The organism is Burkholderia orbicola (genome assembly GCF_900100915.1).
Taxonomy (GTDB): Bacteria; Pseudomonadota; Gammaproteobacteria; order Burkholderiales; family Burkholderiaceae; genus Burkholderia; species Burkholderia orbicola.
This window is the reverse complement of record NZ_FNKW01000001.1, coordinates 2,567,808-2,591,486: the sequence shown is the minus strand read 5'-3', so window position 1 is coordinate 2,591,486 and position 23,679 is coordinate 2,567,808. Positions and strand designations below refer to the sequence as shown.

Genomic DNA, 23,679 nt, shown 5'->3' with positions numbered 1-23,679 from the left:
CGTTTTCATGTGCATCGGGGTGACCGACGCGCGCGCCAAGCGTGTGCATCGATACTGCGTCATGCGGCCACCTCATGCAGCCACTTCATGTAGTCACTTCAAGCAGCCGCATTCGCCGCGCGACGCCGATACGCCCAGACCATCATCGCGATACCGGCGAGGATCATCGGCAACGACAGCCATTGCCCCATCGACAGGCCGAGTGCGAGCAGGCCGAGGAAGTCGTCGGGCTCGCGCGCGAACTCGACCGTGAAACGTGCGAGGCCATAACCGATCAGGAACAGCGCGGATATCGCGCCCATCGGCCGCGGCTTGCGCGCGAACAGGAACAGCACGAAGAACAGCGCGATACCTTCGAGCGCGATTTCATAGAGCTGCGAAGGATGGCGCGGCAGCATCTGGTATTGCATGAACACGTCGGCGAGATGCCACTTCTCGACGAGTTCCGGATGTTTCGGCAGCCATGCCGCATCGTCGCGCATCGCGCCCGGGAACAGCATCGCCCACGGCGCCGTCGGATCGGTCACGCGGCCCCACAGTTCGCCGTTGATGAAGTTGCCGAGCCGCCCGGCCGCGAGCCCCAACGGCACCATCGGCGCGACGAAATCGGTGACCTGCAGCCAGTGCCGCTTGCGCTGCCACGCGAACAGCATCATCGCGAGCGTCACGCCGAGGAAGCCGCCGTGAAACGACATGCCGCCTTCCCACACCTTGAACACGTCGAGCGGATGCGAGAAATAGAAATCGGCCTTGTAGAACAGCACGTAGCCGAGCCGGCCGCCGAGCACGGTGCCGAGCACGCCGTAGAACATCATGTCGTCGATGTCCTTCGCGGTCCAGCCCTGCGCCGCGACGTACGGCAGCTTCAGGCGGATCCGGCCGACGACGATCGCCGCGATGAAGCCGACGAGATACATGAGGCCATACCAGCGCACGGCCAGCGGCCCGAGATGGATCGCAACGGGGTCGAAATTCGGGTGAATGATCATGGGTTAGCGAAGAAGTTTTCGAATACGGTACGGCCGTCGCACATGTGCGGCACCGCGCGTTGGACGGGGCGCGCGCGCCATCGTTCACGTCACGCGGCAAGACCTTGCGCGCGCACGACGTCGATGAACCCGGCGAGCACGGGGCTCACGTCGCCGGTGCGCCACACGAGGCCCGTCTCGACGACCGGCGCAGGGCCGGCGAGCGGCCGGTAGACCACGCCGGTGCGCCGCAGGTTACGCAGCGATTGCGGCACCAGTGCGACGCCCATGCCGGCCGACACGAGGCTGACGATCGTCTGCATCTGGATCGCCTCCTGGCCGATGTGCGGGGTTTCCCCCGCCGCGCCGTAGCAGCCCGTAATGATGTCATAAAAGCCGGGCGCCAAACGACGCGGGAAGATCACGAGCGGCAACGCGGCGACTTCGGCGAGCTGCACGGGCGCGTCCTCCGGCGCGTCGGATGCTCCGGCCGGCATCGCGACCACCAGCGGTTCGCGCACGACGGGCAGGTACGACAGCCCGGCCGCGTGGCGCGGCGGTACGGGCGGAATCACGAGCCCGGCATCGATGCGCCCGGCGACGAGTTCGTCGATCTGCACGTCGCTCGTCGCTTCCGCAAGTTGCAGCCGCACCTGCGGATAGCGCGCGCCGAACGCACGCAGCAACGACGGCAGCAGCCCGTAGTCGGCGGTCGACACGAACGCGAGCGACAGCGAACCGGCCTCGCCGCGCGCGAGCCGTCGCGCGAGCGGCGGCAGCGCGTCGGCCGACGCCAGCAGCCGGCGCACGTCCGGCAGCAGCGCCGCACCGACCGCCGTCAGCGCCACCGAGCGCTTGGTGCGCACGAACAGCGCGACGCCCAGCGTGTCCTCGAGCGCGCGGATCGCCTGCGACAGCGGCGGCTGCGTCATCGACAGGCGCTCGGCCGCGCGACCGAAATGGCGCTCGTCGGCGACGGTGACGAAATAGCGCCACTGGCGCAGGTCGGGGGTAGGATCGGCCATGCTCGACTCATTCGTAAAACGACTTAATAAGCGACAAATAATATATTGGACATCCGATAACGGAAACTCCATGCTTGGTTGATCCACCCGGCGCACCAGTCGCGCCGGCGTCGCCAAAACAACGATGGAGCTCCCCATGTCGTACAACCGCCGCTCTAAGAACATCACGCAAGGCGTGGCCCGTTCGCCGAACCGGTCGATGTATTACGCCCTCGGCTACCAGAAGGACGATTTCGACAAGCCGATGGTCGGCATCGCGAACGGCCACTCGACGATCACGCCGTGCAATTCCGGCCTGCAGCGCCTGTCGGACGCGGCCGTGGATGCCGTGAAGGCGGCCGGCGCGAATCCGCAGATCTTCGGCACGCCGACGATTTCCGACGGCATGTCGATGGGCACCGAAGGGATGAAGTACTCGCTCGTGTCGCGCGAAGTGATCGCCGACTGCATCGAGACCTGCGTGCAGGGCCAGTGGATGGACGGCGTGGTGGTGGTCGGCGGCTGCGACAAGAACATGCCCGGCGGCATGATCGCGCTCGCGCGCCTGAACGTGCCGGGCATCTACGTGTACGGCGGCACGATCCGCCCGGGCAACTGGAAGGGCCGCGACCTGACGATCGTGTCGTCGTTCGAGGCCGTCGGCGAATTCACCGCGGGCCGGATGTCGCAGGAAGACTTCGAAGGCGTCGAGAAGAACGCGTGTCCGACGTCGGGTTCGTGCGGCGGCATGTACACCGCGAACACGATGAGTTCGTCGTTCGAGGCGCTCGGGATGTCGCTGCTGTATTCGTCGACGATGGCGAACCCCGACCAGGAGAAAGTCGATTCGGCCGCCGAATCGGCACGTGTGCTGGTCGAGGCGGTGAAGCGCGACCTGAAGCCGCGCGACATCATCACGAAGAAATCGATCGAGAACGCGGTGTCGGTGATCATGGCCACCGGCGGCTCGACCAATGCGGTGCTGCACTATCTCGCGATCGCGCACGCAGCCGAAGTCGACTGGACGATCGACGACTTCGAACGCATTCGCAAACGCGTGCCGGTGATCTGCGACCTGAAGCCGTCCGGACAGTACGTCGCGACCGACCTGCACCGGGCCGGCGGGATTCCGCAGGTGCTGAAGATCCTGCTCGATGCGGGGCTGCTGCACGGCGACTGCCTGACGATCACCGGCCGCACGATCGCCGACGAGCTGAAGGACGTGCCGGCCGTGCCGCGCGCGGACCAGCACGTGATCTTCCCGATCGAGCGCGCACTGTACAAGGAAGGCCACCTCGCGATCCTGAAGGGCAATCTCGCGGAAGACGGCGCGGTCGCGAAGATCACCGGCCTGAAGAACCCGGTGATCACGGGCCCGGCGCGCGTGTTCGACGACGAGCAGAGCGCGATGGACGCGATCCTCGGCGACCGGATTCGCGCGGGCGACATCCTCGTGCTGCGCTACCTCGGCCCGCAGGGCGGCCCCGGCATGCCGGAAATGCTCGCGCCGACTTCCGCGATCATCGGCAAGGGGCTCGGCGAATCGGTCGGCTTCATCACGGACGGCCGCTTCTCGGGCGGCACTTGGGGCATGGTGGTCGGCCACGTCGCGCCGGAAGCGTTCGTCGGCGGCACGATCGCCCTGGTGCAGGAAGGCGATTCGATCACGATCGACGCACACCGGCTGCTGCTGCAACTGAACGTCGACGAGGCGGAACTCGCCCGGCGCCGCGCCGCGTGGCGGCAGCCGGCGCCGCGCTATACGCGCGGGGTGCTCGCGAAATTCGCGGCGCTCGCACGACCGGCGAACCAGGGGGCGGTCACGGGTTGAAGCAGGGCCCCAAGGCATGCGACCCCGATAAACGGGACCGCCGGGAACGCGCAAAACGTGCTTCCCCTTTGCTTCTATAATGCGCGGACCATGAAGCCGGCCGTCCCCGCCGGCGGAGAACCGCATGAAACAGACGATATTGCGCGTGCTGCTCGCCACGCTGCTGACCGGCAGCGCGGCGGCGGCGCGTGCCGACCAGGCCGACGGGCTCGCGCTGGCGCAGCGCAAGAACTGCATGGCGTGCCATGCAATCGGCAAGCCGCTGATGGGCCCGTCGTTCCACGACATCGCCGGCAAGTACGCGGCGCGCGGCGACGCCGCCGATTATCTGGCGCAATCGATCGTGAAAGGCAGCGTCGGCGTATGGGGCAGCGTGCCGATGCCCGCCAATACGCAGCTGACGAGCATCGAAGCCCACACGCTCGCCCAGTGGGTGCTGTCGGTCCGCTGAATCGGATACTCGCGCGGCGTACCCGCGCCGTGTGCAGGGCGCAGCAAAAAAGCGGCCCGGTACTGGCCGGCCCACACCTCTGCGGCGCCTTCGCAGGCCCTTACCGGACCTGCCCCCTCTTTTTCGCCAGCGCAAACGATCGGCCGTTCAGCCGGAATGGCCGACGCGACGGCGGGCGATCTCTTCATCGACCGCATCGCGCACCCAGTCCATCACCTCGGTTTCCAGTGCGAGGGCGACTTCGCGCGTGATCTGGCCGACCAGCCAAGCCGAATGCTCGTGCAGCGCATCGCGACAGCGCGCTTCGATGGCGTCGCGCCCCGTCCCGGTCAGATAATTCGTCAGCCGATTGCGCAGCCGTTCGGCAATGTGCTGCGCATCTTCCGGCGTCAGCCCGGTTGCGACCTGCTTATCCGGCTGGGGCGCTGCACTCGACAGGTCCGCCTGCGGCATCGCCGTGTCGGGCGCGTGCGCAACCGCTTCGGGCGCAATCGCGGCGAACGTGTGCGGCGGCAGGTCGTCATCGACCAGCGACGAGCGCAGCGGCGCCGTCATCGCTGCCGCGTCTTCTGCGACCACGTGCTCCGCGGCGCCGGGTTCGGCCGGTGCATCGGTCTCGCCCGCGGCGGCGGCCGTCGCCGCGTCGCCGGGCAACTCGACGGCCGGCACGTGCGGCGTCGGGATGGGCTCGACCACGACGGATTCGGGGTCGGCTTCGGTTTGACGGAAATCAGCCGGCGCCGCACCGGCGCCGCCCGGGGCGATCACGTCGGTGAGCACCGGAATCGCCGCGCTGTCGTGCGGTTGGGGCGCGGCGGACGCGAACGAGCGCGCCGGCACCGGCTTGCCCGGCACCAGCACGTCGGTCAGCGTCGGGATCGAGGATGAATCGGCTTCTGTCACGGGAACACTCCGTCGACGGTTGCGGCTAGCCGCCCTGCTTGTAGTTGTTCAGCGCGTAGCCGCGGTCGCGGTAGAACCGGTAGCGGTCGCGGCCCGCGGCCAGCTCTTCCGGCGCGTTGCCGACCACTTCGAGCAGGCGCTCGAAGCGGGCGAACTGCGCGGGCACGGTCGCGCCGAGGTTCAGCAGCACGTGATGATGCGGTGCACGGTCGAGATCGGCGGCCAGCACGATCGGCGTGCCGGCTGCGTGCTCGCTGTCGACGCCGCAATGCGGGATGAAATCGAGCGGCGAGAACGTCCAGAGCCGCTCGTCGAGCGCGCGCAGGCGCGCGGGCTCGGCGAGCACGACGACCGGCTGCCCGGCCTGATAGGCCTTGCGCAGCAGCCGGCACGCGTACGCGAGCGAGTCGCCGACGTTCGAGTGGAAATCGATCCGCGTCATTGCCCGCGCACCCGCAGCGTCGTCAGCCCCGCCATCACTGGCCGGCGCGGTCGATCAGGAACTGCGCGAGCAACGGCACCGGACGGCCCGTCGCACCCTTCGCGGCACCGCCCTTCCATGCGGTGCCCGCGATGTCGAGGTGGGCCCACGGATAGCTCTCGGTGAAGCGCGACAGGAAGCACGCGGCCGTCACGGCGCCGGCCGGGCGCCCGCCGATGTTCGCGAGATCCGCGAAATTCGACTTCAGCTGATCCTGGTACTCGTCGTCGAGCGGCATGCGCCACGCCGGGTCGTTCGCCTCGCGCGACGCGTCGAGCAGTTCGCCCGCGAGCGCGTCGTTCGTCGAGAACAGCCCGCTGTTGTGGCCGCCCAGCGCGATCACGCAGGCGCCCGTCAGCGTCGCGACGTCGATCACGGCGGCCGGCTTGAAGCGCTCGGCGTACGTGAGTGCGTCGCACAGGATCAGGCGGCCTTCGGCGTCGGTGTTCAGCACCTCGATCGTCAGCCCCTTCATGCTGGTGACGATGTCGCCCGGCTTCGTCGCATTGCCGCCCGGCATGTTCTCGCAGGTCGGCACGATCGCGACGACGTTGATCTTCAGGCCCATCTCGGCGACCGCACGCATCGTGCCGAGCACCGAGCCGGCGCCGCACATGTCGTACTTCATCTCGTCCATGCCCTCGCCCGGCTTCAGCGAGATGCCGCCCGTGTCGAACGTGATGCCCTTGCCGACCAGCACGACCGGCGCGGCCTTCGCGGCGGCGCCCTGGTAGTGCAGCACGATGAACTGCGGCGGCTCGACCGATGCGCGCGCGACCGACAGGAACGACCCCATCTTCAGCGCCTGGATCTGCTTGAGCCCGAGGACTTCGGCCTTCAGGCCCCAATCCTTCGCGATCTTCTTCGCGGTGTTGCCGAGATAGGTCGGCGTGCAGACGTTGCCGGGCAGGTTGCCGAGGTCGCGGGTGAGATCCATCCCGTTCGCGAGCGCGACGGCCTGCTTGACCGCGACCTTCGCGGCCTTTTCGTCCGCCGGGTCGACGCTGAACACGACGCGCTTGAGCGTGTGCGACGCCGGTTCCGGCTTGCTCTTCATCTGCGTGAAGCGGTAGGTCTCGTTGCGCAGCGCGAGGATCGCGGCGCGCACGCCCCAGTCGGAGCTGCGCTCGTCGACCGGCAGTTGCGCGAGCGAGAACGTGACCTGGACGACCTTGGTCGCCAGCAGCGCGCGCCAGGCGGCCGTCGCCGCATCGTTATAGGCTTTCTGATTGAAAGCATCCTGCTTGCCGAGCCCGACGAGCAGCACGCGCGACGCGCCGATGCCCGACACTTCGTGCAGGAACAGCGTCTTGCCGCGCTTGCCGTCCATGTCGCCGGCCTTCACCACGCGCGAGATCAGTCCCTTGGTGGCCGTGTCGATGTCGAGCGCCGCGCCCGACAGGGTCTGCGCCTCGAAGATGCCGAGCACGATGCAGTCGGACTTCCCGGTCAGGAACCCCTTGGCCTCGCCTTTGCTCCAATCACAGCCTTTTATGCTAAAGTCCATCGCGCTTGTCCTCGGATAAAATCTGGGCTAAGGATGAAAGCCGCAATTATCCGCTATTTTTCCCGTGGCGGCGCGAGCGCTCCACCACGCGTGCGCAGCCTCCCGCCCTCTTCTCATCAAGAATGATCTTCGAACGCTCCCTCCAGCGCGAGCTTGCGTATACGGCTGGCGCCGTGTTCATGGTGCTGCTCACGATCATGCTCACGACGATGATGATTCGCATCGTCGGCTACGCCGCGTCCGGCGAAATCGATCCGCGGGACGTGCTCGTGCTGATCGGCCTGACCGTGATCGGCTACCTCGCCGTGATGCTCGTCGTCACGCTGTTCGTGTCGATCCTGTTCGTGCTGACCCGGTGGTACCGGGACTCCGAAATGGTGGTGTGGCTCGCGTCGGGCGTGAGCCTCACGCGCCTCATCAAGCCGATCGGCGTGTTCGCCACGCCGATCATCCTGCTGATCACCTTCTTCGCGTTCGTCGGCTGGCCGTGGTCGAACCAGCAGAGCAAGATGATCCGCGCGCGCTTCCAGCAGCGCGACGAAATCTCGCTGCTCGCGCCGGGCCAGTTCCGCGAATCGGCCGCGAACCATCGCGTGTTCTTCATCGAGAAGATGTCGCCGGACCAGAGCAAGGTCCAGAACGTCTTCGTCACGTCGACGGAAAACGGCAAGGTCAACGTGGTCGTGTCGCAGACGGGCCATACGGAAACCTCGAAGGACGGCGATCGCTTCGTCGTCCTCGAGGACGGCCGCCGCTACGACGGCACGCCCGGCCAGCCGAACTTCAAGATCATGGAGTTCGAGCGCTACGGCGTGAAGATCACGAGCAAGCCGGTCACCAACGTGCAGACCACCAACAGCACGCCCACGCCCGACCTGCTGCGCAACCCGACGCGCGACAATCTCGCGGAATTCGCGTGGCGCGCGGGGCTGCCGCTGATCGCGATCAACCTGATGGTGCTCGGCATCCCGCTGTCGTACCAGAACCCGCGCCGCAGCCGCACGATCAACCTCGTGATGGCCGTGCTGATCTACCTCACGTACTCGAACCTGCTGAACGTCGTGCAGGCGCAGATCGAGCAGGGCAAGATGTCGTTCGGCGTCGGTCTCGTCGGCCTGCATGTGGTCGTCGCGGCGATCGTCGCGTTCATTTTCTGGTTGCGCGTGCGCAATCGTCCGTTGTTGACACGCGCGCTGTTCGGCCGCTCGGGAGCATGATCGATGCGGCTCTATGAAAAATACTTCGCGCGGCAGATCTACATCACGTTCGTCTTCATCCTGTTCGCGTTCTCGGGTCTGTTCTTCTTCTTCGACCTGATCAGCGAGCTGAACTCGGTCGGGCACGGCAACTACAAGTTCGGTTACGCGGTGCTGCGCGTCGCGCTGCAGACGCCGTCGCGCTTCTACGAGATCATCCCGGTCGCCGCGCTGATCAGCGCGATCTACGTGTTCGCGCAGATGGCCGCGAACTCGGAATTCACGATCTTCCGCGTGTCGGGCCTCGCGACCAACCAGGCGCTGCGCTCGCTGCTGAAGATCGGCGTGCCGCTCGTGATCGTCACCTACCTGATCGGCGAATTCGTCGGCCCGTACGCCGACCAGTTGTCCGAACGCGTGCGGCTGCAGGCGCTCGGCGCCTCGGTGTCGTCGAACTTCCAGTCCGGCGTGTGGGTCAAGGACACGCTCGCCGCCCGCGAGAACGGCGAGCAGGTCACGCGCTTCGTCAACGTCGGCAGCCTGTCGCCCGACTCGACGATCAGCAACGTGCGCATCTACGAATTCGACTCGAAATTCCAGCTGCAGAACGTGCGAATCGCGCAGACGGGCCGCTACGAGCCGCCCGGCCACTGGCTGCTGAAGGGCGTCACCGAGACGGAGCTGACGCCGATCAAGCCGATCACCGGCCAGCCGGCCGATGCGCTGAACCCCGTGTACCGGTCGCAGCAGGTGTCGCTGCCCGAATACCGGCTGCGCTCCGACCTGACGCCGCAGATCCTGTCGGTGCTGCTCGTATCGCCGGAGCGCATGTCGATCATCAACCTGTTCCGCTACATCCAGCACTTGCGCGAGAACCAGCAGGACACGCAGCGCTACGACATCGCGCTGTGGCGCAAGCTGCTGTATCCGTTCGCGGTGTTCGTGATGCTCGTGTTGTCGCTGCCGTTCGCGTACCTGCACACGCGGGCGGGCGTGGTCGGCGTGAAGGTGTTCGGCGGCATCATGCTCGGCATGAGCTTCCAGCTGCTCAACACGCTGTTCTCGCACATCGGCACGCTGAACACGTGGCCCGCGCCGCTCACCGCCGCGACGCCGGGCCTCATCTATCTCGCGCTCGGCCTGTTCGCGCTCAAGTGGGTCGACCGGCACTGAGCGCCGTCACGACGGAGGCTTCCACATGCGTTCGCACGGTATCGTCCTGTTCGGCCACGGCGCCCGCGACCCGCGCTGGGCCGAGCCGTTCGAGCGGCTCGCCGCGCGGCTGCGCGGCGCCGGCTCCCCTGCCACGCACGTGTCGCTCGCGTTCCTCGAACTGATGACGCCGTCGCTCGGTGAGGCCGTGGCCGCGCAAGTGGCGGCCGGCTGCGCGCGCATCACCGTGGTACCCGTGTTCTTCGGCCAGGGCGGCCACGTGCGTCGCGACCTGCCGCAGCTCGTCGATGCATGCCGCGCCGCGCATCCGGGCGTCGAAATTCGCTGCGCGACGGCCGTCGGCGAAGACGACGGCGTGCTCGACGCGGTCGCGCGCTATTGCATCGACCAGCTCGGCGGCGACGCGTAGCAGCCCGCGCCTTCGCCGCACCCAAAGAAAAAGCGCCGGCATCTGCCGGCGCTTTTTTCGTTTCGGACCGCGTTCGAGCCGTGCTCAGGCGGCATGGCGCACCGGCGCACCCGCCTGCGCCTGCCGTGCGCGTTCGGCGAACGCATCGCCGATCATCAGCAGGCTCGGTTCCGCGGGATCGAGCCACGCCTGCGCATCGCCGGCCGCCATCTGCGCGAGCGTCAGCGTCAGCGTACGTTCGCGTGCGGTGCTGCAAGCCTCGACGATCGCCACCGGCGTCGCCGGCGCACGGCCGGCGTCGATCAGTTCCTGCGCGATGCCGGGCGCGCTGTCACGGCCCATGTAATAGACGATCGAATCGGCGCGCGCCGCTTCGCGGATCTCGTCGCTGCCCGGCGCACGGCTGTGCGTCGCGAACGCGACACTGCGCGATACGCCGCGCAACGTCAGCGAACGCTTGAGCGTCGCCGCACCGGCCAGCGCCGCGGTGATGCCCGGCACGACCTCGTAGTCGATGCCGGCCGCCTCCAGCGCGCGCATTTCCTCTTCCGCGCGGCCGAACAGCATCGGATCGCCGCCCTTCAGCCGCACGACGCACGCATGCTCGCGCGCCGCATCGACGATCTGCTTGTTGATGAAATGCTGCGCGGTCGAGCGCTGCCCGCAGCGCTTGCCGACCGCGATCCTGCGCGCGTTCGGCGCATAGTCGAGCATCGCGGGCTCGACGAGCGCGTCGTGCAGCACAACGTCGGCCTGCTCGAGCAGCCGCATGCCGCGCACCGTGATGAGGTCCGCCGCGCCCGGTCCTGCTCCGATCAGATATACCTTGCCCATGTGTGTCGCTTCGCTAGGGTCCTGTCGCGGCGGCCGGTTCGCCGCCGCGCAGATTGACGATTACGCCGAGAACGCGCGGATCATGCCCGCGGCGACCGTGTGATGCGTCGCCTCGTCGATCAGCACGAACGCGCCCGTACCGGGGTGCGCATCGTACGTGTCGCAGACGATCGGCTTTTGCAGCGTCAGCGCCACGCGGCCGATGTCGTTCATCTTCAGTTCCTGACGGTCGGTCGCGTGCGACAGCGTATGCACGTCGAGCACCTGCTTGACCGCGCCGATCTTCGCGAACACCGTGCTGGTGGTCTGCTTCAGCAGGTACTTGCGCTGCGGCGACAGCGGCGCCTCGTCGAACCAGCACAGGTCGGCCTCGAGCTTCTTGGCCGGCTCGACCGGCTCGGCGGTCGTGACGAACATGTCGCCGCGCGACACGTCGACGTCCTCTTCGAGACGGATCGTCACCGTCTGGCCCGCGAACGCGTGCGGAACTGCCGCGGTGCCGCCCGGCACCGGCGCGACGATCTCGGCAACCGTCGCGGTGCGGTTCGACGGCAGCACGACGATCGCGTCGCCGACCTTCACTTCGCCCGACTCGATCCGGCCCATGTAGCCGCGGAAATCGTCGGCCGAGCTGCCGTCCTGGCGTGCGACCCACTGCACCGGGAAGCGCAGCGCGTCATGCGCCTGCGTCTCGACCGGCAGCGACTCGAGCACGTCGAGCAGCGGCTCGCCCGCGTACCACGGCATGCGCTCGCTCGCGCCGACGATGTTGTCGCCCTTCAGCGCCGACACCGGCACGAAACGCACGTCGGTCAGGCCGAGCTGCTTCGCGAGCGCGACGTACGCGTCGCGGATCTCGTTGAAACGCGCCTCGCTGTAGTCGACGAGGTCCATCTTGTTGATCGCGACGATCACGTGCTGCAGCCCGAGCAGCTTGACGATCGCGCTGTGGCGCTTGGTCTGCGGCAGCAGTTGCACGACGCCGTTCTCGACCGTGATGCGCGTCGCGTCGATCAGCACGATCGCCGCGTGCGCGGTCGACGCGCCCGTCACCATGTTGCGCGTGTACTGCTCGTGGCCCGGCGTGTCGGCGATGATGAACTTGCGCTTCGCGGTCGCGAAGTAGCGGTACGCGACGTCGATCGTGATGCCCTGCTCGCGCTCGGCTTCGAGGCCGTCGGTCAGCAGCGCGAGATCCAGCTCGTCGCCGACCGTGCGCTTGTTCTTCGCGCGCGACAGCGCGGACAGCTGGTCGGACAGCACGGCCTTGCTGTCGTACAGCAGGCGGCCGATCAGCGTGCTCTTGCCGTCGTCGACGCTGCCCGCGGTGATGAAACGCAACACGCCGAGGTCTTCGGTGTTCTCGATGATGCTCATGATGTGAATGTCCTCGTGTGCTTCAGAAATAACCTTGCTTCTTGCGCTGTTCCATCGCGGCTTCGGAGGCCTGGTCGTCCATCCGGGTCGCGCCGCGCTCGGTGATCTCGGTCACCGCCGTCTCGGCGATGATCTTCTCGACGTCGTCCGCGTCGCTCTCGACCGGGCACGTGCAGCTGATGTCGCCGACCGTGCGGAAGCGCACCTGCGCCAGCTCGCTCGTCTCGCCGTCACGCATCGGCGTGAGCGGCGTGACCGGCACGAGCAGCCCGTTGCGGCGCACGATCTCGCGCTGGTGCGCGTAATAGATCGACGGCAGTTCGAGGTTCTCGCGCGCGATGTACTGCCACACGTCGAGCTCGGTCCAGTTCGAGATCGGGAACACGCGCAGATGCTCGCCCTTGTGCAGGCGGGCGTTGTACAGGCTCCACAGTTCCGGGCGCTGCGCCTTCGGGTCCCACTGGCCGAATTCGTCGCGGAACGAGAAGATCCGCTCCTTCGCACGCGCCTTCTCTTCGTCGCGGCGCGCGCCGCCGATCAGCGCCGTGTAGCCGTGCTGTTCGATCGTCTCGAGCAGCGTGACGGCCTGCGCGGCGTTGCGCGAATCGGTCTCGCGGCGCAGCACGACCGTGCCGCGCTTGATCGAATCCTCGACGTGGCCGACCACCAGCTCGGCGCCGAGCTCTTGCGCACGGCGGTCGCGGAAGTCGATCACTTCCTCGTAGTTGTGGCCCGTGTCGATGTGCACGAGCGGGAACGGCAGCGTCGTCTTGCGGTTCGCGCCGAGGCCGAACGCCTTCAGCGCCAGATGCAGCACGACGACCGAATCCTTGCCGCCCGAGAACAACAGCGCCGGCTTGCTGCATTCGGCAACCAGTTCGCGCAGGATGTGGATCGACTCGGCTTCGAGCCAGTCGAGGTGGCCCATGCGGCTGTCGGCGCCGGTGGGCGGGGCAAAGGCGGATTGCTCGAGCGTCGTGCTCATGATTTCAGTCCTTCTCTTCTGGGTTCGTGCCGCCCGCTGTTGCAGGCGGCGCAATATTCAGTTTCTTGTCGGCTTTCAGTGCGCGGCGCCGGCTTCGGCATCCGCGGGAATCGGCGTGATCGTCGTGATGTGCAGCCCGCATTCCTTCGTGTCGCGCGATTCCCACCACCAGCGGCCCGCGCGGCTGTCCTCGCCGGGACGGATCGCGCGCGTGCACGGCTCGCAGCCGATGCTCGGATAGCCGCGCGCATGCAGCGGATTGACCGGCACGTCAAACGCCTTAAGGTACGCCCACACGTCGGCTTCCGTCCAGTCGGCGAGCGGGTTGTACTTCGCGATCCCGCGCGCTTCGTCCTGTTCTTCCTCGTGCAGCTCCGCGCGCGTGACCGACTGCTCGCGGCGCTGGCCCGTCACCCACGCGCCGACGTCGGCCAGCGCGCGGTTCAGCGGCTCGACCTTGCGGATGTGGCAGCACGACTTGCGCAGCTCGACGCTCTCGTAGAACGCGTTCAGGCCGTGCTCGGCCACATACTGGTCGACCGCGTCTTGCTGCGGATGGAACTGCTCGATCTCGTAGCCGTAGCGCTCGCGCACGCGGTCGATCATGCCGAGCGTCTCCGCGTGCAGGCGGCCCGTGTTCAGCGAGAAGATGCCGATCGACACGCCCTTCGACAGGATCGCGTGCGTGAGCAGCATGTCTTCCGCGGCGAGGCTGCTCGCGAACTTCACCTTGTCGTGACGCTCGCCGATCCGCGCGAGCAGCGCGTCGAGGCGCTCGACCTTGGCGGCGAGTTCCGGCGTCAGCGCGGGGGCGGTCGCGGTGCTCATGCGCTCACCTTGGCGGCAGCCGCCTCGCGGCGGCGGAACAGCGGCGCCGGCTCGTCGAACGCGCCCTGGTAACGCTGCGTGAATTCGGTGAACGCTTTCAGCGCGTCATGGATGTCCTTGTCGGCACGCACCGCGAACGCGTCGAAGCCGCAACGCGACATGTACAGCAACTGGTCGCGCAGCACGTCGCCGATCGCGCGCAGCTCGCCGGTCCAGCCATGACGCTCGCGCAGCAGGCGCGCGATGCTGTAGCCGCGGCCGTCCGCGAAGCGCGGGAAGTCGACGGCGATCAGCGAGATCGCGCCGAAGTCGGCCACGAGATCGGCCGGCTCGCTGTCCGGCGCGAGCCACACGCCGAGTTCGTCCTTCGTCTTCGCGGCGACGAGCGCCGCGCGCTCGGCCTGCCACAACGCGAACGGCACCAGCACCTTGCCGGCCGGCAATGCGTCGACCGCGGGCAGCGTACCGTCTTCCGCCGCGCGTACGACCTGCCATGCGTCGTCGATCACTGCGCGGTTCTTGATAATCGAAGCCATCTGCAAATTCCCTCTACCCGGTTGGTTACGCGTTCACTGCCTGGCGCGCCGCATACACGCGCTCCTTGAACGGTGCGATGCCGATGCGATCGTACGTGTCGATGAAGCGCTCGCCGTCGATGCGCGCCTCGACGAACGTATCGATCAGCTTCGCGATCACGTCGGGCACTTCTTCCGCCGAGAACGACGGCCCGATCACGCGCCCGAGACGCGCGCCGTTGCGGCCCGTGCCCTGCTCGCCGCCGAGCGATACCTGGTACCACTCGGCGCCGTCCTTGTCGACGCCCAGGATGCCGATGTTGCCGACGTGGTGGTGACCGCACGAGTTCATGCAACCGGAAATGTTCAGCGACAGGTCGCCGAGGTCGTACACGTAGTCGAGATCGTCGAAACGCTGCTGGATCGCCAGCGCGATCGGGATCGACTTCGCGTTCGCGAGCGAGCAGAAGTCGCCGCCCGGGCACGCGATGATGTCGGTCAGCAGGCCGACGTTCGGCGTCGCGAAACCGGCCGCCTTCGCCTTTTCCCACAGCGCGAACAGGTCGCGCTTCTTCACGTTCGCGAGAATCAGGTTCTGCTCGTGCGACACGCGCAGCTCGCCCAACGAATATGCGTCGGCCCAGTCGGCGACCAGATCCATCTGCGCGTCGGTCGCGTCGCCCGGGGCCACGCGGTGGTCCTTCAGCGACAGCGTGACGGCCGCATAGCCCGGCACCTTGTGCGGCGCGACGTTACGCTCGACCCAGCGCGCGAACGCCTTGTTCTCGAGCAGGTGCTGTTCGAACGACGCGTCGGTGTCGGCCAGCTTCTCGTAGACGGGCGGCTGGAAGTACTGCGACACGCGGTCGATTTCGGCCTGCGTGAGCGTCGACGGGCCGTCCTTCAGGTGCTGCCATTCTTCCTCGACCTGCTGTGCGAACTTCGCCGGCGACAGCGCCTTCACGAGGATCTTGATGCGCGCCTTGTACAGGTTGTCGCGGCGGCCGTAACGGTTGTACACGCGCAGCACGGCTTCGCAGTACGTGAGCAGGTGCTGCCACGGCAGGTCTTCCTTGATCACCGCGCCGACGATCGGCGTGCGGCCGAGGCCGCCGCCCGCGAGGATGCTCGCGACCACCTCGCCCTGCGCGTTCTTCTTCAGGTACACGCCGAGGTCGTGGATCTGCACGGCCGCGCGGTCGCGCTTCGAGCCCGACACCGCGATCTTGAACTTGCGCGGCAGCCATGCGAATTCGGGGTGGAACGTCGACCACTGGCGCAGGATCTCGGCCCACGGACGCGGATCGATCTCCTCGTCCTGCGCGACGCCGGCGAACTGGTCGGCCGTGATGTTGCGGATGCAGTTGCCCGAGGTCTGGATGCCATGCATCTGCACCGACGCGAGCTTCGCGAGGATTTCGGGCGTGTCTTCCAGCTCGATCCAGTTGAACTGGATGTTCGAGCGGGTCGAGAAATGGCCGTAGCCGCGGTCGTGTTCGCGGGCGATGCGCGCCAGCATCCGGAGCTGGTCGCTGCGCAGGTTGCCGTACGGAATCGCAATGCGGTGCATGTACGCGTGGCGCTGCATGTACAGGCCGTTCTGCAGACGCAGCGGACGGAATTCGTCTTCGCTCAACTCGCCCGACAGCCGGCGGCGCACCTGATCGCGGTACTGCGCGACTCGCTCGTCGACGATCGTCTGGTCGTATTGGTCGTACTGATACATTCGGGGACCCCAGGGTTTTCGTGGTGACTGCGCGACGTCCTAGCCACGTCGCGCCCGAATCTCCGTTCCGTCGTCACCGCCGCCAACCGCTGCCGGCTGGATTGCTAATGACGAAAACAGATATCCATATTTGAAAAACTCCGGTGAATCGTAATAAACTCGCCTTATATTTCAAACGACTAAAAAATTCTGTTGATATGCGGAAGGGTTATAAATGAACCTGCACCAATTTCGCTTCGTGCGCGAGGCCGTCCGGCAGAATTTCAACCTCACCGAGGCCGCCAAGGCGCTCTACACGTCGCAACCGGGGGTATCGAAGGCGATCATCGAGCTCGAGGACGAGCTGGGCGTCGAGATCTTCACGCGGCACGGCAAGCGCGTGCGCTCGCTCACCGAGCCGGGCCGGATCATCCTCGCGTCGGTCGAGCGGATTCTCCAGGAAGTGGAAAGCCTGAAAAGGGTCGGGAAGGATTATGCAGCGCAGGACCAGGGCAACCTGACCATCGCGGCGACCCACACGCAGGCCCGCTACTCGCTGCCGGCGGCGATCGCCGAGTTCAAGAAGCGCTTCCCGAAGGTGCACCTGTCGATCCTGCAAGGCAGCCCGACGCAGGTGGCCGAGATGGTGATCCACGACCAGGCCGATCTCGCGATCGCCACCGAGGCGATCTCCGACTACAAGGAGCTCGTGTCGCTGCCCTGCTTCCAGTGGCATCACGCGGCCGTCGTGCCGGCCGACCATCCGCTGCTCGAACGCAAGCCGGTCACGCTCGACGATCTCGCTCAATACCCGCTGATCACGTACGACGACGCGTTCGCCGGCCGCAAGAAGATCAACCATGCGTTCGCGCTGCGCGGGCTGTCGCCGGACATCGTGCTCGAGGCGATCGACGCCGACGTGATCAAGACCTATGTCGAACTCGGCCTCGGCGTCGGCATCATGGCCGACATCGCGTTCAATCCCGAGCGGGACCGCGGCCTGCGGCTGATCCCGGTCGGCCACCTGTTCGGCAGCAACGTGACGCGCGTCGCGCTCAAGCAGGGCGCCTACCTGCGCAGCTATGTGTATACGCTGGTCGAACTGCTGTCGCCGACGCTGAACCGCAAGCTGATCGAGCAGGCGCTCAAGGGCGAAGCCGAATCGTACGAGCTTTGACGGACAGGTATGAACGCAGGGGCGCACATTGCGCCCCTTTTTCGTTGCCCGACGGAGATGGAGATTCCCGCATGACGCTTCCCGCCCTGTTGCGACGTCCCACCCTGTTGCGCCGCGCCGCCGGCGCCGCCCTCGTGCTGGCCTGCACGGCCGCGCATGCCGACCTGAAGGTCGGCGTCGACCTGTCGTCGACCGGCCCGGCCGCCGCGATCGGCATCACGAGCAAGAACGCGATCCTGATGTGGCCGAAGACGATCGCCGGGCAACCCGTGCAGGTCACGGTGCTCGACGACGCGTCCGACCCGGGCGCCGCGGTACGCAACATCCGCAAGCTGGTCGACGAGGATCATGTCGACGTCGTGGTCGGCCCGAACATCACGCCGGCCGCGCTCGCGGCGCTCGACGCAGTGGCGGCCGCGCAGACGCCGATGATCACGCTGGTCGGCTCCGGCTCGATCGTCGAGCCGCAGGAAGGCGCGCGAACCTGGGCGTTCAAGATGGCGCAGAGCGACCGCGCGATGGCCGACGTGATGACCCGCTACATGGCCAACCACGGCGTGAAGACGGTCGGCTTCATCGGATTCGCGGACAGCTACGGCGACAGCTGGCTCAACGAATTCACGCGCTTCGCGGACCTGCGCAAGATCCGCGTGATCGCGACCGAGCGCTTCAACCGCACCGACGCGAGCGTCACCGGCCAGGCGCTGAAGCTGATCGCGGCGAAGCCGGACGCGATCCTGATCGCCGGCGCCGGCACGCCGACCGTGCTGCCACAGCGCACGCTGATCGAGCGCGGCTACAAGGGCCCGATCTACCAGACGCACGGGATCGCGACGCCGGAATTCATCAAGCTCGGCGGCAAGGATGTGGACGGGACGCTGTTCCCGACCCAGCCGGTGGTCGTCGCGCGCACGCTGCCGGCCGACCACCCGGCCCGCCAGGCCGCGCTCGCGTTCGTCGACGCGTACGAGGCGAAATACGGCGCAGGCACGGTCACGCAGTTCGCGGGCGATGCAGCGGGCGTGTACCCGCGCCTCGCCGATGCGGTCGGCCGCGCGCTGAAAGCGGCGCAACCCGGCACGCCCGCGTTCCGCGCGGCGCTGCGCCGCGAGCTCGAACGCGCGCACGAGCTCGTCGTGCCGAACGGCGTCGTCAATACCAGCGACAAGGATCACGTGGGACTCGACCAGCGCGCGAGCGTGATGGGGATCGTGAAGCAGGGCCGGTTCGTGTACCTGAGCCAGTAGTCCACGCGCCCGGTCGCCGGGCTGCTTGCCCGGTGCCCGGTTTTCCGCCATAATCCGCGTTTCGCCGCGCACAATCTGCATCGGGCGCGCGGCCAGGATCAAGCCCAGGTGGTGAAATTGGTAGACGCAGGGGACTCAAAATCCCCCGCCGCAAGGCGTGCCGGTTCGATTCCGGCCCTGGGCACCATGACATAGTTCCGGGAAATTCCCGGAAGTCCCAAAACCCGCGACAGCACAAGGCTTCGCGGGTTTTTTCATTCCGGCAAAGTGCCGTGTGGTGCGTAGACAGCCGGGGGCAAGCGGGGGCAACATTGGGGGCAACCCATCCGAAATTGCCTTACCTGTCAGGAGTTGCCCCCGTGCCATTAACCGATACAGCCATCCGGAACGCCAAGCCTGCCGACAAGCCCGTGCGCCTGTTCGACGGAGGCGGCCTCTATCTGGAAATCGCCCCGAGCGGGGGCAAGTGGTGGCGCCTCAAATACCGATTTGGGGGCAAGGAAAAGCGCTATTCGCTCGGCGTCTACCCGGAAGTTACATTGGCGACCGCACGGAAGAAGCGCGACGAAGCCCGTGAAAAGCTCGCTGCCGGCATCGATCCGGGTGAAGCGAAGAAGGCGGAAAAAAGAGCCAGCCTGCTCGCAGCCGCCCATTCGTTTGAGGTTGTCGCTCGCGGCTGGATGGACGAGCGCAAGACGACCGTGGAGCCAGCGCAGCATGCCAAGACGCTCGCCCGCATGGAGAACGATGTATTCCCATGGCTCGGCAAGCGCCCTATCGCTGAGATCGACGCCCCGGAGATACTGGTCGTGCTGAAGCGCGTAGACGGGCGTGGAGCCAGATTTACCGCCCATCGCATCCGCAGCGAGATTAGCCGGGTATTCCGCTACGGCATCAAAGAGGGGCACTGCAAGGCCGATCCGGCCCGCGATCTGGTAGATGCAATCCCGCCCGCGCAGACAACACACTTTGCCTCAATCACTGAGCCGGAGAAAGTGGGCGAGATGCTTCGCGCGTTCGACGGCTTCACAGGCACGTTCCCGGTTCTCTGCGCGCTCAAGCTAGCCCCAATGCTGTTCGTTAGGCCGGGCGAGTTGCGGAAGGCAGAATGGGCGCAATTCGACCTCGACAAAGGCGAATGGCGCTATTTCGTCAACAAAACGAAAACGGATCACCTTGTTCCGCTGGCCGCGCAGGCTGTCACGATTTTGCGCGAGCTTCACGCCCTGACTGGCGAAGGCGTCTACGTGTTCCCCGGTGCTCGCGACCGAAATCGGCCGATGAGCGAGGCCGCTATCAATGCAGCCCTTCGTCGGCTCGGCTACGACACTCGCACCGAAATTACCGGTCACGGCTTCCGGGCAATGGCACGGACGATCCTGCATGAAGAGTTGGAGGAAAAGCCGGAAGTGATCGAGCACCAACTAGCGCATACGGTCCCTGACAGCCTTGGGCGGGCGTACAACCGAACAAAGTTCATCAAGGCACGACGCTCGATGATGCAACAGTGGGCGGACTACCTCGACAAGCTCAAAGCCGGGGCGGAAATCATTCCGATCGCGGCGGCAAGATAGACCCGTGCCGCCACGCGTATGACCCCCTTGCTGCGCACCTCCCACCGATTTCTCGGAGTTGGCATCGCACTGCCGGCTCCCTGCATGTCGGTATGAATATGCCCCCCCTTAGGCGCGCCGGGAGTAGGAAAAACACGCGGGTGTGAGCCCCCGCGTGTTTGCCCTAGACGCAGGGTCCCCCGCTTTCCGTCCACCCCGACACTTACCACGGGCGCAACAATGCCGGATCGGTGCGCGTCGTGGACACCCCCCTCAAAAACACGTCTCCGACACCCGTCAAATCCCGGAGAGCCGCGCCCCGTCTGGCTTTGTGGTCGATACCGGCGATCGACGCCTGTCCGCTCGCTGCAAAACGAGTTGGAGATTTGGAGATAAACGTCTGAATCGGCCGCAAAGCCTTGTGGGGTAAGGCTTCGCGTGTCTCCAAACGATTTGGAGAACGCTGGAGATACTGGAGATAAACCGGGCTGGATTGTTACGATGGCGGAAAGATTCGCGGCAACCGTCGGCCCGGTTCCGTCTGGAGCGGATCGCTCAAAGTAACTTTGACGCACGGGCCAAAAATGCCGCGCAAAGGAATGCCCGCCACCGCCCTCCCGGACGGCGGCGGCGTCTTTCACAGTTCGAGCGTGAAGATCGACGGCAGCACACGGTAGACCATGGCCGGGCCATGTCCCGGAATGTGCTCACGTCGGTACGGATAGCCGTCGGTGCGGGGCCTCAGCACACCACGCTTTATCAGCGCGTTCGCGACCATTTTGTGATCGAAGCCGGCGCACACATCCTTACGGAACACGGTCGACTCGATCAGATATTCCGTCTCGACGCACTCTGCATCTTCGGCGCTCATCTTGTCGCCGAACTCCGCGTAATAGGCTTGATTCGACTCAATCGCGATGCTGCCCTTGTCCTGTTTCACGAGTCGTTTCCAGCCCGCACGGTGCGGCGCGTTCGGCCGATGGTCGTCCTGCGCCCGGTTCATCCACACGAAACGGTTGTCGCCGTGTGCGACGAGGAAGTGCAGCACCTGTCGCACCGCATCCGCCTCGTCGGAATTACCCGTGCCGCCGCGCAGTTCGAGCCAGCCTTCGAAGCAGCGACGGGCTGCCTCGACCGCTTCGCCCTGCGGCCAACCAGTCAGCCCGTGCGCGGTGGCCAGCTCGCCGGCCACCGCAACGAGGCAGAACCGCTTAGCGACGCGCGCGACCTGCGAATGCGAGCCGTCCGGCACCCATTGCCCGACCAGCTCATCGACTCGCATGCGCAGATGCTCGGCCAGCTCGCCGGCCTGCGACGACGCCCATTCGATGAACGCGGGGCCGGCCGTGCCGTAGTGCATGCCGGCGTGCCGCTCTAGATGCTCGATCAGCGCGGCCGGCGTCGGGAAGCCGTGCAGCTTCTCTACGACGCCCATTTCGCCGACCTCGGCCGGGATCGCGGGCAAGCGCACCTCGATACCGCCTTTCATGGGCTTGTTGCCCTCGGCCATCAGCGCGGACACGCTCTTTTCGCCGTTCGACAGGAACAGCAACCGCCACGTCAGTACGGGTTTGGCCGAGCCGCTACGCGACGCGCGGGCCTTGCCCGACTCGTTCGCAAGCATGTAGATCACATCGCCGACCAACCGAGGCTCGACCTGCCCGATTTCATCAAGGATCAGCAGTGCGTCGCTATGCTGCGTGGCGACCGCTTCGAGCGCGTTGTCGGTCGCCTTCCAGCTCCGCACGTAGTCCGGCGAGCCGAACACGGACGCGGCGATGACGCCGCCCGTCGACTTGCCCTTAGACGTTGTGCCGAGCAGGTGGAAGCCGCCCGACTGGAGTCCGGAGAAGTGCAGCAGCGGACCAGCGAAGGCGGTAGCGACGCAGAACAGCAGGCGGCTATTGCCGACGCAGTAGGCCGCGACCTCGCGCTGCCAGTCGTCCAGCGTGCCGCGCTCCTTGAACTGGCTCTGGATCGGCGTATCGGCCTGATAGATCAGCGCCTCTTTGCCGGTGCCGATGACGCGATCGGGCAGCACGAACGCGCCGTGATGCCAGCCGACGCGCGGCACGCAACGCACGCGCTCGTCCGGCTGCGCCATCTGCACATAGTTCGCGATCTGCGTGCGGGCGATCTGCGTTACGCCGAGCTTCACGCCCATATCGAGCAGCATCCGGCGCAGCTCCGTACCGTCGCCGGCAAAGAGACCAGCCGGCACCGCCCATCGTTTCAGGATGCCGTCGCGGTCCGTGAATTCGAGCAGGTAGCCCCACTCGCTGTTCATCTCGTTGCGCGTCTCCGCAATCACGTCGATCCGCGTGCTAACCCAATGCGGCGGCAGCGGGTCGCCCTGATTGTTGAAGCCGTGAAACCACACGCCCTTGTCGTCGACGACAAACCGCGACTTGCCGTCCTGCGCGCGGGCCGTTTTGGGGCGCTTGGCGGGCTTCGCGGGCGCTGGAGCAGTCTTGCCCTTGCCGGCGCCAGTCGAGCCGGCCGGTGCGAGCGCAGCGCGCACGGCAGCGGCAACCGCATCCGGGCCGACGTGCGCAGCCAGGTCGTTGAAGTCGGTCCCGTTCGCCGGGCGGTTCGAACCGAAGTCGGGCACGGCCAAGATGCCGGCGACGGCCTCGGCCGCCGCGCGGGCCTTCGTCACGCCCGGATTGCCCTTCGTCGTGTGGTCGTCATCCGCGCATACGACGATGCGAACGTCCGGATACTGGCCGCGCAGCGCCGTCGCGACCGCGTGCAGGTTGCCGGCGTCGAACGCGACGGCGGCCGGATAGCCGGTCGCGGCCGCGAGCGTCGCGCACGTGGCGTAACCCTCGCCAATCAGCAGCGTGGACGACGCGGACGATAGCGGGCCGCCGATCAGCGAGAAGCAGCCCGCCTTGCGGCCGTTCGGCAGATAGCGCTTCTGACCGTCCGTCAGGACAAACTCCAGTGTCCACAGCTTGCCGTCCGCGTCACGGGCCGGAATGACGAGTGCACCGTCGCATGCGGCCGTGCCGATGCACAAGCCGCCGCGATAGACGCGCAGCGCGTCGACCGGGATGCGCTTGCGAACGAGATACGGGTGATCGGCCGGCGCAGGCTCGGCCGCCGACCAGATCGATTCGGCGAGCGTCGACGCGGCCTGCTGCTTCTCCGTCAGTTCGGCCAGCTCGGCCGCTTCGCGGGCCGCACGCTCGGCCTTCTGTCGCTCGCGCTCCGCTGGATCGACGGGCTTTGCTCGATGCGCGCGCGGATCGAAGCCGCCGAGCTTGGCGAGGTGAAACAGCGTGTTGATGGTGATCTTGCCGCCCTTGAACGACTTCCACACATCGCGCGCGTCCTTGCCGTTGTAGTTCTGCGCGCCTTGGCTCCATTCGTTCCAGAGGGCGAAGCCCTCCTCGCCAAACTCGGCCTTGAGCGCCATCCCCACCTGACTCCACGTGTCGCGGTCGTCGGGCGGAACATAGCCGAGCGCGACTCTCGCCCGCTCGAATTCGGACATGGGTGCGTTACTCATAGGTTCCCACTGGACGCGCGT

Annotated in this window: 20 protein-coding genes and 1 tRNA gene; 9 read left to right on the top strand and 12 right to left on the bottom strand. The window is 66.6% G+C overall.

Annotated features, from left to right (window positions below):
- Nucleotides 1-98: 98 nt before the first annotated feature.
- Entirely contained in the window at nt 99-989 is an 891-nt protein-coding gene (gene lgt, locus BLS50_RS12380; RefSeq protein ID WP_011545976.1) for a prolipoprotein diacylglyceryl transferase, read from the bottom strand.
- 89 nt (nt 990-1,078) lie between these two features.
- Nucleotides 1,079-1,993: a LysR family transcriptional regulator gene (locus BLS50_RS12375; RefSeq protein ID WP_074802325.1), complete on the bottom strand. Its 915-nt coding sequence runs from the start codon at nt 1,991-1,993 to the stop codon at nt 1,079-1,081.
- 136 nt (nt 1,994-2,129) lie between these two features.
- Here BLS50_RS12375 and ilvD point away from each other — a divergent pair, with 136 nt between their 5' ends.
- Together ilvD and BLS50_RS12365 are read left to right on the top strand one after the other, a co-directional pair.
- Nucleotides 2,130-3,803 (top strand): dihydroxy-acid dehydratase, encoded by a 1,674-nt coding sequence (gene ilvD, locus BLS50_RS12370; RefSeq protein WP_074802324.1) that lies wholly within the window; start codon nt 2,130-2,132, stop codon nt 3,801-3,803.
- Between the two features lie 124 nt (nt 3,804-3,927).
- A complete protein-coding gene (locus tag BLS50_RS12365; RefSeq protein WP_027812493.1) occupies nt 3,928-4,254 on the top strand; it encodes a c-type cytochrome in 327 nt (108 codons plus the stop codon).
- A 147-nt stretch (nt 4,255-4,401) separates the two neighbouring features.
- Here BLS50_RS12365 and BLS50_RS12360 read toward each other — a convergent pair whose 3' ends face one another.
- From BLS50_RS12360 to BLS50_RS12350, 3 genes are read right to left on the bottom strand one after another with little or no spacing between them, the layout of a single operon-like run.
- Nucleotides 4,402-5,157, bottom strand: coding sequence for a DUF2486 family protein (locus tag BLS50_RS12360; RefSeq protein WP_074802323.1), 756 nt, complete (start codon nt 5,155-5,157; stop codon nt 4,402-4,404).
- A gap of 25 nt (nt 5,158-5,182) precedes the next feature.
- A complete protein-coding gene (locus BLS50_RS12355) occupies nt 5,183-5,599 on the bottom strand; it encodes a DNA polymerase III subunit chi (protein ID WP_006478083.1) in 417 nt (138 codons plus the stop codon).
- Nucleotides 5,600-5,633: 34 nt separating this feature from the next.
- Nucleotides 5,634-7,145 (bottom strand): leucyl aminopeptidase, encoded by a 1,512-nt coding sequence (locus tag BLS50_RS12350; RefSeq protein WP_006478082.1) that lies wholly within the window; start codon nt 7,143-7,145, stop codon nt 5,634-5,636.
- Between the two features lie 122 nt (nt 7,146-7,267).
- Between BLS50_RS12350 and lptF the strand changes: the two genes are divergently transcribed.
- From lptF to BLS50_RS12335, 3 genes are read left to right on the top strand one after another with little or no spacing between them, the layout of a single operon-like run.
- Nucleotides 7,268-8,362: an LPS export ABC transporter permease LptF gene (lptF, locus tag BLS50_RS12345; RefSeq protein WP_011694363.1), complete on the top strand. Its 1,095-nt coding sequence runs from the start codon at nt 7,268-7,270 to the stop codon at nt 8,360-8,362.
- A gap of 3 nt (nt 8,363-8,365) precedes the next feature.
- Nucleotides 8,366-9,514, top strand: a complete 1,149-nt coding sequence (gene lptG, locus BLS50_RS12340; RefSeq protein WP_011694364.1) for an LPS export ABC transporter permease LptG — start codon at nt 8,366-8,368, stop codon at nt 9,512-9,514.
- A gap of 25 nt (nt 9,515-9,539) precedes the next feature.
- On the top strand, nt 9,540-9,923 hold the full coding sequence (locus tag BLS50_RS12335) for a sirohydrochlorin chelatase (RefSeq protein WP_074802322.1): 384 nt from the start codon (nt 9,540-9,542) through the stop codon (nt 9,921-9,923).
- An 84-nt stretch (nt 9,924-10,007) separates the two neighbouring features.
- Here BLS50_RS12335 and cobA read toward each other — a convergent pair whose 3' ends face one another.
- The 6 genes from cobA to BLS50_RS12305 all read right to left on the bottom strand — a co-directional run bounded on the left by cobA (nt 10,008) and on the right by BLS50_RS12305 (nt 16,188).
- Nucleotides 10,008-10,757, bottom strand: a complete 750-nt coding sequence (gene cobA / locus BLS50_RS12330; RefSeq protein WP_074802321.1) for a uroporphyrinogen-III C-methyltransferase — start codon at nt 10,755-10,757, stop codon at nt 10,008-10,010.
- Nucleotides 10,758-10,817: 60 nt separating this feature from the next.
- Entirely contained in the window at nt 10,818-12,134 is a 1,317-nt protein-coding gene (locus BLS50_RS12325) for a sulfate adenylyltransferase subunit 1 (RefSeq protein ID WP_011545985.1), read from the bottom strand.
- A gap of 22 nt (nt 12,135-12,156) precedes the next feature.
- Complete coding sequence (cysD, locus tag BLS50_RS12320) at nt 12,157-13,119, bottom strand: sulfate adenylyltransferase subunit CysD (protein WP_006478076.1); 963 nt, start codon at nt 13,117-13,119, stop codon at nt 12,157-12,159.
- A gap of 75 nt (nt 13,120-13,194) precedes the next feature.
- On the bottom strand, nt 13,195-13,947 hold the full coding sequence (locus tag BLS50_RS12315) for a phosphoadenylyl-sulfate reductase (protein ID WP_074802320.1): 753 nt from the start codon (nt 13,945-13,947) through the stop codon (nt 13,195-13,197).
- Nucleotides 13,944-14,483: a DUF934 domain-containing protein gene (locus tag BLS50_RS12310; protein WP_006478074.1), complete on the bottom strand. Its 540-nt coding sequence runs from the start codon at nt 14,481-14,483 to the stop codon at nt 13,944-13,946. Before BLS50_RS12310 ends, BLS50_RS12315 begins: the two co-directional genes overlap by 4 nt.
- 25 nt (nt 14,484-14,508) lie before the next feature.
- Complete coding sequence (locus BLS50_RS12305; protein WP_011545988.1) at nt 14,509-16,188, bottom strand: nitrite/sulfite reductase; 1,680 nt, start codon at nt 16,186-16,188, stop codon at nt 14,509-14,511.
- A gap of 214 nt (nt 16,189-16,402) precedes the next feature.
- Here BLS50_RS12305 and BLS50_RS12300 point away from each other — a divergent pair, with 214 nt between their 5' ends.
- From BLS50_RS12300 to BLS50_RS12280, 4 genes are all read left to right on the top strand, one after another.
- The gene (locus BLS50_RS12300) at nt 16,403-17,344 is read left to right on the top strand and encodes a CysB family HTH-type transcriptional regulator (RefSeq protein WP_006478072.1); all 942 of its coding nucleotides are present in this window, start codon (nt 16,403-16,405) and stop codon (nt 17,342-17,344) included.
- Nucleotides 17,345-17,433: 89 nt separating this feature from the next.
- Nucleotides 17,434-18,591, top strand: a complete 1,158-nt coding sequence (locus BLS50_RS12295; protein ID WP_409333736.1) for an ABC transporter substrate-binding protein — start codon at nt 17,434-17,436, stop codon at nt 18,589-18,591.
- Between the two features lie 102 nt (nt 18,592-18,693).
- Nucleotides 18,694-18,778: transfer RNA gene (locus tag BLS50_RS12290), tRNA-Leu, on the top strand.
- A gap of 172 nt (nt 18,779-18,950) precedes the next feature.
- Complete coding sequence (locus BLS50_RS12280; RefSeq protein ID WP_028201415.1) at nt 18,951-20,165, top strand: tyrosine-type recombinase/integrase; 1,215 nt, start codon at nt 18,951-18,953, stop codon at nt 20,163-20,165.
- A 616-nt stretch (nt 20,166-20,781) separates the two neighbouring features.
- Here BLS50_RS12280 and BLS50_RS12275 read toward each other — a convergent pair.
- Nucleotides 20,782-23,643, bottom strand: a complete 2,862-nt coding sequence (locus BLS50_RS12275) for a DUF927 domain-containing protein (RefSeq protein ID WP_074802318.1) — start codon at nt 23,641-23,643, stop codon at nt 20,782-20,784.
- Between the last annotated feature and the right edge of the window lie 36 nt (nt 23,644-23,679).

What these genes read in the sequence shown, in the direction of transcription:
- BLS50_RS12305 (WP_011545988.1), bottom strand. Translation starts at nt 16,188, where the DNA reads ATGTATCAGTACGACCAATACGACCAGACGATCGTCGACGAGCGAGTC.
- ilvD (WP_074802324.1), top strand. Translation starts at nt 2,130, where the DNA reads ATGTCGTACAACCGCCGCTCTAAGAACATCACGCAAGGCGTGGCCCGT.
- BLS50_RS12325 (WP_011545985.1), bottom strand. Translation starts at nt 12,134, where the DNA reads ATGAGCATCATCGAGAACACCGAAGACCTCGGCGTGTTGCGTTTCATC.
- BLS50_RS12300 (WP_006478072.1), top strand. Translation starts at nt 16,403, where the DNA reads ATGAACCTGCACCAATTTCGCTTCGTGCGCGAGGCCGTCCGGCAGAAT.
- lptF (WP_011694363.1), top strand. Translation starts at nt 7,268, where the DNA reads ATGATCTTCGAACGCTCCCTCCAGCGCGAGCTTGCGTATACGGCTGGC.
- lptG (WP_011694364.1), top strand. Translation starts at nt 8,366, where the DNA reads ATGCGGCTCTATGAAAAATACTTCGCGCGGCAGATCTACATCACGTTC.
- BLS50_RS12375 (WP_074802325.1), bottom strand. Translation starts at nt 1,993, where the DNA reads ATGGCCGATCCTACCCCCGACCTGCGCCAGTGGCGCTATTTCGTCACC.
- BLS50_RS12310 (WP_006478074.1), bottom strand. Translation starts at nt 14,483, where the DNA reads ATGGCTTCGATTATCAAGAACCGCGCAGTGATCGACGACGCATGGCAG.
- BLS50_RS12275 (WP_074802318.1), bottom strand. Translation starts at nt 23,643, where the DNA reads ATGTCCGAATTCGAGCGGGCGAGAGTCGCGCTCGGCTATGTTCCGCCC.
- BLS50_RS12355 (WP_006478083.1), bottom strand. Translation starts at nt 5,599, where the DNA reads ATGACGCGGATCGATTTCCACTCGAACGTCGGCGACTCGCTCGCGTAC.
- BLS50_RS12350 (WP_006478082.1), bottom strand. Translation starts at nt 7,145, where the DNA reads ATGGACTTTAGCATAAAAGGCTGTGATTGGAGCAAAGGCGAGGCCAAG.
- BLS50_RS12315 (WP_074802320.1), bottom strand. Translation starts at nt 13,947, where the DNA reads ATGAGCACCGCGACCGCCCCCGCGCTGACGCCGGAACTCGCCGCCAAG.
- cysD (WP_006478076.1), bottom strand. Translation starts at nt 13,119, where the DNA reads ATGAGCACGACGCTCGAGCAATCCGCCTTTGCCCCGCCCACCGGCGCC.
- BLS50_RS12335 (WP_074802322.1), top strand. Translation starts at nt 9,540, where the DNA reads ATGCGTTCGCACGGTATCGTCCTGTTCGGCCACGGCGCCCGCGACCCG.
- lgt (WP_011545976.1), bottom strand. Translation starts at nt 989, where the DNA reads ATGATCATTCACCCGAATTTCGACCCCGTTGCGATCCATCTCGGGCCG.
- BLS50_RS12365 (WP_027812493.1), top strand. Translation starts at nt 3,928, where the DNA reads ATGAAACAGACGATATTGCGCGTGCTGCTCGCCACGCTGCTGACCGGC.
- cobA (WP_074802321.1), bottom strand. Translation starts at nt 10,757, where the DNA reads ATGGGCAAGGTATATCTGATCGGAGCAGGACCGGGCGCGGCGGACCTC.